General features: G+C 63.4%; 9 protein-coding genes and 1 pseudogene. 9 read left to right on the top strand and 1 reads right to left on the bottom strand.

All coding sequences use genetic code 11. From position 1 onward, the window contains the following. Positions 1–207 precede the first annotated feature (207 nt). The 9 genes from PSV43_RS21820 (at position 208) to PSV43_RS21780 (ending at position 7972) form a co-directional block, all read left to right on the top strand. Positions 208–498, top strand: a complete 291-nt coding sequence (locus PSV43_RS21820) for a hypothetical protein (RefSeq protein WP_300202707.1) — start codon at positions 208–210, stop codon at positions 496–498. 4 nt (positions 499–502) lie between these two features. Beyond that, the gene (locus tag PSV43_RS21815; RefSeq protein ID WP_300202704.1) at positions 503–649 is read left to right on the top strand and encodes a hypothetical protein; all 147 of its coding nucleotides are present in this window, start codon (positions 503–505) and stop codon (positions 647–649) included. A 13-nt stretch (positions 650–662) separates the two neighbouring features. Then, a complete protein-coding gene (locus PSV43_RS21810) occupies positions 663–1721 on the top strand; it encodes a hypothetical protein (RefSeq protein ID WP_300202701.1) in 1059 nt (352 codons plus the stop codon). 36 nt (positions 1722–1757) lie between these two features. Beyond that, complete coding sequence (locus PSV43_RS21805) at positions 1758–2171, top strand: hypothetical protein (protein ID WP_300202698.1); 414 nt, start codon at positions 1758–1760, stop codon at positions 2169–2171. Beyond that, positions 2168–2866 (top strand): hypothetical protein, encoded by a 699-nt coding sequence (locus PSV43_RS21800; protein WP_300202695.1) that lies wholly within the window; start codon positions 2168–2170, stop codon positions 2864–2866. The genes PSV43_RS21805 and PSV43_RS21800 overlap by 4 nt, the downstream gene beginning before the upstream one ends. Positions 2867–3035: 169 nt before the next feature. Then, a complete protein-coding gene (locus PSV43_RS21795) occupies positions 3036–3332 on the top strand; it encodes a hypothetical protein (protein ID WP_300202692.1) in 297 nt (98 codons plus the stop codon). A gap of 223 nt (positions 3333–3555) precedes the next feature. Further along, positions 3556–4098 carry a hypothetical protein gene (locus tag PSV43_RS21790; RefSeq protein ID WP_300202690.1) on the top strand — a complete coding sequence of 181 codons (543 nt, stop codon included), beginning with the start codon at positions 3556–3558 and terminating at the stop codon, positions 4096–4098. A 264-nt stretch (positions 4099–4362) separates the two neighbouring features. After that, positions 4363–7158 (top strand): IPT/TIG domain-containing protein, encoded by a 2796-nt coding sequence (locus PSV43_RS21785; protein ID WP_300202687.1) that lies wholly within the window; start codon positions 4363–4365, stop codon positions 7156–7158. A gap of 4 nt (positions 7159–7162) precedes the next feature. After that, positions 7163–7972 (top strand): hypothetical protein, encoded by an 810-nt coding sequence (locus PSV43_RS21780; RefSeq protein ID WP_300202684.1) that lies wholly within the window; start codon positions 7163–7165, stop codon positions 7970–7972. 192 nt (positions 7973–8164) lie between these two features. On the opposite strand, the pseudogene PSV43_RS21775 reads toward PSV43_RS21780, so the two are convergent. Then, positions 8165–8804, bottom strand: a pseudogene (locus PSV43_RS21775) (hypothetical protein); the annotation flags it as partial.

The raw sequence follows: 8804 nt of genomic DNA, 5'->3' as shown, positions 1-8804 counted from the left end.
AGCACCGATGCGCAAAGAAGGACAATCAGACAATGAGACGATCAAATACTCCCGTTTTCCACGGCTCTATGACTCCTCCACACGGGCCGTGTCTGCGGCGCGATGGGATCGAGGACGAGTTCGAGTAGGAGGACGAGAAGAACACTGCAACGACCAGCAATCATCATTCAACATTTCGAAATTCAACCCTCACACACACCGCACACCATGCCTGCTTCACAACGCCGCACACCGCTTGATCCCATGTCCATCCCCGGAGCTCTGCAGGAGATGGTGCCGAACTCATCCTTTCGCACGGTCACGCCGTCTGACACCCACCCCATCAAAGGCGTCCCGGCGCGCGCGCTCTATGTGGGCGGCACAGGGAACGTGGTCGCGATCAACGAAAACAATGTGGCCGTGACCTTCGTGGGCGTGCCTGCGGGGGCCGTGCTGCCCATCGCGACGAGTCGCGTGAACGCTACCAACACGACGGCTACAAACATCATTGCGCTTTAAGACTATGCTCGCACTCGGACTGTCTCTGCCTCTGGCTCAAACACCAGGAAATACCACACCTGGCGGCTCGAATGAGGTGCTGCTGCTGGCAGATGGCACGAGCGGCCTGCTGCTGGCGGATGGCTCCAGCTTTTTGATTCTTACCCCTTAACCCACCCACTCTTATGTCTGATAAAACACTCGCTGCATTGACCGCCGCCACCCCTGCCACCGGAGGACTGCTCTACGGCACGCAGGGTGGCGCGGACCGGAAGTTTACTCTGACGGCGGCGGGCGCGGCGATGATGGAGGCTGAGCACGCGATCCACCTGCCGCTGAGAGCGTGGGTGGAATCGACCGGTGACGATGGCACAGGGACTGTTGGTGACCCCGGCAAGCCCTACCTGACCATGCTGGCCGCCTACACTGCGGGTGCGCGCATGATGCACCTCGGCGCAGGCACGTTCGCGGGCATCACCAAGACGGGCACCATCGACCTGACCTACATCGGTCATGGGCGCGACAAGACCACCGTCAATACCATCACCTCGACGACAGGCGGAGCCATCTCGCTGCGCGATGTGGGGTTCAAATCGGCCACCCTTGGCTCGATCACCCTCTCATACGCTGGGACAGGCGGGGCTTCTGCGGGTGCGCTGACATTGCATCATGTGCTCGTGTCTGGTAATGTGACGGCCTCTGGAGAACAGGGTCGTGATGGTGAGGCTGGATCAGTTGACGGAGGCAGCGGGGGTTCAGGCTCAAATGTCACGGGACATGATGTCGAGATCGGCGGCAATCTGGTGCTGGCCGCAAGCGGAGGCGGCTTTCCTTATGACGACACAATGAACTCTGCGTCTGGAGGGAACCCTGGATCTCCAGGAGCAGTCACTGTGACGGGATTCCTGCGTGTGGCGGGCGTGGTGGACATCTCTGGTGGGGGCGGCAGGACGGGCGTGAATGGGGGTAGTGACGGGGGCGGCTCCAGCGCTGGCAGCATCACGGCAGACTCGCTCTACATTGGCGACTCGATCAATGGCCCGCCTGGCCCCCTTTCGAATCCTGCGAACATCCTCGTGAGGGTTGGAGGTTATATTAACAACATCAACTTGGACTCCTCGGCGTTCTACAACGGTGAGATCAACGGGCAGTGCCTGGTCTGCCCAACAGTCATGGGGCCATATTTGTCCTCAACAGGGCTCGTCTTAAGCCACATCAACGGCACAGCTTTCGGCACAAGCTAGCAACCTCTACCACCACGTGACACATCGAATAGCCCCATGAAACTCCCGCTCGATCCTTCTCACTTCGAAGTCCCCTTCTCTCTGGCCACCTGCATCTTCGGTGCGGCGGTGAGTGCGCTGGGCATTGTGGCGGCGACGGTGGCGGGGTGGTGGGTGAGGTTTGCGACGATTGATCCGCAGGAGCTGGCGATCCAGCCGCTGCATGTGGTGCTCATTGGCTTCATCATCGCGCTGGCGATGTTCATTGTGCTGATTTTGCGCGCGGTGTGGGGCAAGGGCATCGAGACGGTGAACCGCTTCAGCGATGCGCTGAACAACCAGGCGCAACAGATCGCGGAGCTGATCGAACTGCAGACGAGACGGGTGGAAAAGCTGGAGGCGCTGAGCTTCGACGCCCTGCGAGACGCCGCCATGCAGGCAGGCAATACCACATCACACCACAAGTCATGAACACCCGCACCTGCTACATCGCCATCAATGGCATCCGCAACAATCCGGGTGACGCGGAGGGGTGGACGGACCGGTTTGTGACGTGGATCAATACGCGGCTGCCGGACGGTGTGGTGGCGGAGAAGTTTGAGTATTCATGCAGCGCACTGCTGCGTCGCATGCGCCAGCGGCAGCGGGCGGATGAGATTTCGAAGAAGGTGGGCTACTACCGGCGTGCGGGCTATCGACTGGTGCTGGTGGGGCACAGCAACGGCTGCGACCTCATCGCGCGGGTGCTGGAGGCCTGCGGGGCGGAGATCGAGGCGGCGCACCTGATCTCTCCCGCAGCGGATGAGGAGGACTTTGCGGAAGCCATCCGCGAGGGGCTGATCCGCCGCATTCACATCTATGGCAGCCGGCATGATGCTGCGCTGCGCTTTGCCGCCGCCACGCGCCCGCTGATCAACTGGCTGGGCCTGGGCTATGGCTCGCTGGGGCTGCGCGGGCGGGAGTTTGCCGCGCTCTTCCCCGAGGTGGTGCAGGACCACAGCGACGACTCCTGCGGGCACAGCACCTGGCTGCAGCGCGGCCCGCGCTTTGAGGCACTGATGCAGGCCGTGAGCCGGAACGATTTCGCGGACCATCGGATACCATGTAATACCATCTTCTTGGGTGATGAGTGGCGGCCGGGGGATGCTGCGACGCATGACGCATGACGCATGACGAACCGAACGAATCCATGAACACCGTTCATCGCGGACTCCCCACGCCTTCCACATTCGACGCCATAGGATCGAGGACGAGTTCGAGGACGAGGACGAAACAGCGCCACTGACTACGACACCCTCACAGCGCATCCAGCATCCAGAACCAAGCAATGAACTCATGAAAAACCACGCACTCCTCCTTGTCACCGCCGCCATCTTGGCCGTCATGGGGCTGGGCTCCTGCACGAATCCGGCCATGCTGAAAATCACCACGCCCGCCGTGCAGGCGCAGATCATCGGCGCTTTGGAGAAGGACCTCCTGGCCGGTGGCGGCGCGCTTCTTATTTCTGGCGGCAGCATGAGTGCTGCTGTGGCCGCCATCACAGCGCAGGAGGTGCAGAACATCCCTGCGCTGCAAAGGGTGCTCGCACAGCAGAGGTCGCCGAAAAACCCCGGCTCGGCAGTGACGCCATGAATGCGCTGCTCGGCATCGCCGCCGTGGGTCTGCTGCTGTGGGGCATGCACCTGCTGCTAGGCCACAAGCCACCGCCACCAGGCTCCAATGAACTCTTCTGACACCCTCACACGCGCACCCCAAGCCTGCGGCATTTAAGAGATGCCTGAACTCTGAATCAAGCACGCAGCATCTTTAAACTTCAAGCTTTAAACTTCAAACCTCAGTCGCCCTCCCCTTCCCCATGACCGCTTTAGCCGACAGCTACGCCGCCCAATTCCACGCCTGCGCCATCAAGACTGAGCACGCTGCGGAGGTGCAGTCGGAGGCGGCGCGCATCATGGCCCATCGGACGCGCTACGAGGCTGTGGCTGCGCATTTTCCGGGCATGCCGTGGTGGGTGGTGGGCATCCTCCACTCCATGGAGTGCGGGCTGAGTTTTCACCAGCATCTGCACAATGGCGACCCGCTCTCCGCGCGCACCGTGCAGGTGCCAAAGGGCCGCCCGAAGAGTGGCCGACCGCCCTTCACCTGGGAGGTGTCCGCACGCGATGCGCTGGTGTGCGACGGCCTGGACAAAATCACCGACTGGAGCCCCGGCCAGGCGCTCGTCACTTTTGAAAACTACAACGGCACCGGCTACCGCAGGCGCGGCGTCCCCTCCCCTTATCTGTGGAGCTTCACGGACCAGTACCGCTGCGGCAAGTACACCGCCGACGGCCTCTACAGCCCCCTCGCCATCAGCCGTCAGTGCGGCTGCGCCTCGCTGATGAAGAATCTTTTTTAATCAGTCGCTTGACTATTTTTATTCGGACCCAATACCATAGTATGACATTGTTCAATACAACCGCCCGGCCCTGCCTCCAAGGCACCCGTGGCCCCTGCCACCAGCGCGGCCTCCCTGCCGCTGGAAAAGAGCCGTCGTCACCGCAGGAACACGGTCACACCCAGGCAGCGGGCCGCCACCGCACCGCAGCCGCCCCGGCACACGCGGCCGCATGATTTTCCACCCGTTTATTGATACCATTGAATACCATTAACTAATCTGACCATGCCAGCTCCAACAGTATCCAGCATCCTTCCGTCCAGCGGCCCGCTCAGCGGCGGCGTCAGTGTGACGATCACCGGCACAGACTTCACCGGGGCCACCGGCGTCACCCTTGGCGGTGCGGCGGCCACCAGCGTCACGGTGGACAGTGCCACCCAGATCACCTGCACCACCCCTGCGGGCACTGCCGGCACGGCCAGCGTGGTCGTCACCACACCGGATGGCACGAATGCGGCCAACAGCCTCTACACCTACGTGGCAGCGCCCACCGTCAGCGGCGTCTCGCCTGCCAGCGGACCGATCACCGGCGGCACGAGTGTGGTCATCACCGGGACCAACTTCACCGGGGCCACCAGCGTGACCCTTGGCGGCACGGCGGCCACGAGTGTCACGGTGGACAGCAGCACCCAGATCACCTGCACTGCACCCGCAGGCACTGCCGGAACGGCCAGCGTGCTGGTCACCGCGCCTGGCGGCACGAATGCGGCCAACAGCCTTTACACTTACGCGGCAGTGCCCACCGTCACCGGCATCACACCTGCAGGCGGCCCGCTGGGTGGTGGTGCCAGTGTGACCATCACCGGGACAAACTTCACCGGAACCACAGGCGTCACTCTTGGCGGCGCGGCGGCCACCAGTGTCACAGTGGTCAGCAGCACCAGCATTACCTGCACCACACCCGCAGGCAGCGCGGGCACGGCCAGCGTGCTGGTCACCACGCCTGGCGGCACCAATGCGGCCAACAGCTTTTATACCTACGCGGCAGCACCCACCGTCACCGGCATCACGCCTTCCGGCGGCCCGCTCAGCGGCGGTGCGAGTGTGACGATCACCGGGACGAACTTCACCGGGACCAGCGGCGTCACCCTTGGTGGCACAGCGGCCACGGGAGTCTCCGTGGTCAGCAGCACCAGCCTCACCTGCACCACGCCTGCACACAGCGTCGGCACGGCCAGCGTGCTCGTCACCACACCCAGCGGCACGAATGCGAGCAACAGCCTCTACACCTATGTGGCAGCGCCCACCGTCACCGTCATCGCTCCGACCAGCGGCTCAGCCAATGGCGGCACGAGTGTGACGATCACCGGGACCAATTTCACCGGGACCACGGGTGTCAACTTCGGCGCAGCACCCGCCACCAGCGTCACCGTGGTCAGCAGCACCAGCATCACCTGCACCACACCCATGGGCAGCGCGGGCACAGCCAGCGTGCTGGTCACCACCCCTGGCGGCACCAATGCGGGCACCAGCATCTACACCTATGTGCTGACGCCGCCCACCGTGACTGACATCTCCCCGCCCGCCGGTACTTCCGCAGGCGGCACCCCGGTGACGATCACCGGGACAAACTTCACCGCGGCTACAGGAGTGACCATCCGTGGCGTGCCTGCGACCGGCGTCACCGTCGTCAGTGACACCAGCATTATCTGCACCACACCCAGCGGCACCGTCGGCGCAGCGAGCGTGGCAGTCACCACCCCCAGCGGCACGGCGAGCACCAACCTCTTTACCTATGTGCAGCCGCCGCCCACGGTCACCGGCACCTCGGCCAATGGCATCTCTCCGGCCACCGGATCGACGCTGGGCGGCACCACCTTGACCGTCACCGGCACTTTCTTCAATGGGGCAGGCGGTGTGACCATCGGCGGCGTGCCCGCGACCAATGTCACCGTCAGCGGCGGCGATAACACCACCCTCACCTGCATCACCCCTGCGGGCAGTGTGGGCACGGCCAGCGTGGTGGTCACCACCGTAGGCGGCACCAATGCGGACAACAGCCTTTTTACCTATGCGCTGACACCCCCCAGCATCGCCAGCATCTTCCCCACCCTCGGCACCGCCGCAGGCGGCACCACGGTGACGATCTCCGGCCAGAGCCTCACCGGGACCACCGGCGTGACCATCGGCGGCGTGGCAGCCACCCGCGTCATCCTGGTCAATGACACCACCCTCACCTGCACCACTCCGGTGGGCAGCGCCGGCACTGCGCAGTACGTGGTGGTCACCACCCCGAACGGCCCCAGCACGGACCCCGTCCCCTTCACCTATGTGCTGGCGCAGCCCACCGTCATCAGCGTCTCACCACCCCTCGGCGCAGCCGCAGGCGGCACCAGCTTGAAGATCACCGGCACCCACTTCACCGCGGCTACAGGGGTGACCATTGGCGGAATAGCAGCCACTGGTATCACCGTGGTCAGTGATACCATTCTCACCTGCACCACTCCGGCAGGCCTTGCAGGCACGGCCAGCGTCCTCGTCACCGCAGCCGCCGGCACCAGTGCGGACAACAGCCTCTTCACCTACATCACGGCAGCGCCCACAGACACCTACATCTACCTCAAGGGTGGGCGCGGCGATGGCTTTGTGCCGCAATGGACGGGCCAGCTCGCCGAGGAGGGCACCACGGAAAAAGGGGAACCTTACCGCAATGAGTTTCAGAGCACGGCGCAGCTCGACAATTCAGCCTCCACCTCCAGTGGATTCACCAGCGGGTCAAACGCCTACTGGGGCCTGGGCTCCAGTTCTGTCAATGGATCCAATGCCATTGGGTTTGGCGGGCAGATGACCACGCCTGGCCATCTCACGAAGATCGTCGTCACCAAGGAAGTGGTCGGCAACACCGCGCAAACCGTGAACATCACCCCGGTCTTCGGCGCCTTGTCGGACTCTGTGTCTGGAGCAGCGCCGCGCCAGTTTGACAAGACCGCCACCTGGATGGTCTTCATTTCCAGCAATGGCCTGGGCTACAAATTCCGCAAAACCGACGTCGTCGGCTGGGGATCACAACGCCGCGACTAATCATATGCCATCGATCAATTCCAACTTCGACTGGGTGGACACACCGAACCCCGCCGAGCGCGGGTTCTCCATCACCGCGAAAGAATGCCCCAGCGATGAGCTGCCGGACTTCAACAACCACACCCTCTACTGGCGGGACTGCCCGCAATGGATCAAGCGGGCGGAGGCTGTTCCCGAGACCCTGCAAGGCTACACACTGGTACACGCCCTGAAGGCAGACTACCAGAAGCGCACCTTCATCTTTGGCAAAACCCGCACCGACGCCGAGCGCAACACACCCTTTCAGACCTCCTGGGTGAAGCGCACCTACCACTGGCCCACCGTGCTGCTGAAGCTCTGGTTTGAGAAAGGCAACCTGCCGCTCTCCTCGCAGTATGACAGCACCTCCGTCGCCACGGCAGCGCGCACCCACCCGCGCATGAAGATACGCGATGGCGCGGAATATCCCACCTGGTTTAAGATCAGCCGGTACCTCTCTGAAACGCCCTGGCCCAAGCGTGAGAACCGCTCCCCCACGCCCATCACCGACTCGCCCAACTGGAGCTTTGACGGCTCCAGCGGCAGCATCCCCGAGTGCCTGCACCCAGGCTGCCGCTTCCCCCGGTATCAGACCAGCGGCCAGGTCATTTTTGGTGCCGGCACGCCCGAGTCCGAGATCAGCGGCGATCTCGTGGCGCAGGAGTTTCCCCCGACACCGATGACCGACTGGGAGCGCCACCCCGTGGAAGACTCCACGCAGAACATCAGCGGCTTCTGGTTCCGCGAACTCGTCGAGGCCTTTCCACCGATCGATGACCGAGAGAGCACGCAGTAGCATTTTGTAAGAGTTAATAGCACGCAGCATTACTCCCATGATTTCAACCACCAACGGCAGCGTACAACCGGGAAGCTCATGGCTCTCGCGGCAGTGGGTCACCAAGACCCCGGGAGTGCGCGTATCCCTCGGCATCACGCAGGACAATGTGACCATCCGTGCACGGAGTACGCGGCCGAGGATTGATACGGATCAGACGAGCAATGTTTTTGGGAGTGAGCCATCTGCTGAAGCTGTGGCAGTGCCGGTGCCCGCGCCTGACCCTGAGCCCGCACCTGAAATTGAGCTTCCGCCTGTGCCAACGCCAACGCCAACGCCATCGCCATCGCCATCGCCATCGCCTTCGCCTTCGCCTTCGCCAACGCCATCGCCATCGCCATCGCCATCGCCTTCGCCTTCGCCTTCGCCTTCGCCTTCGCCTTCGCCATCGCCTTCGCCTTCGCCTTCGCCTTCGCCTTCGCCTTCGCCTTCGCCTTCGCCTTCGCCATCGCCATCGCCATCGCCATCGCCATCGCCATCGCCTTCGCCATCGCCATCGCCATCGCCATCGCCTTCGCCTTCGCCTTCGCCATCGCCATCGCCATCGCCATCGCCTTCGCCTTCGCCTTCGCCTTCGCCTTCGCCTTCGCCATCGCCTTCGCCTTCGCCTTCGCCTTCGCCTTCGCCTTCGCCTTCGCCTTCGCCTTCGCCATCGCCATCGCCATCGCCTTCGCCTTCGCCATCGCCTTCGCCATCGCCATCGCCATCGCCCACGCCTTGGCCTTGGCCTTCGCCCACGCCTTGGCCTTCGCCCACGCCTTGGCCTTCGCCCACGCCTTGGCCTTCGCCCACG

The organism is Prosthecobacter sp. (assembly GCF_029946185.1).
Classification (GTDB): Bacteria; Verrucomicrobiota; Verrucomicrobiia; order Verrucomicrobiales; family Verrucomicrobiaceae; genus Prosthecobacter.
The sequence above is the reverse complement of the archived record's forward strand: the minus strand, read 5'-3'. Positions and strand labels throughout refer to the sequence as shown.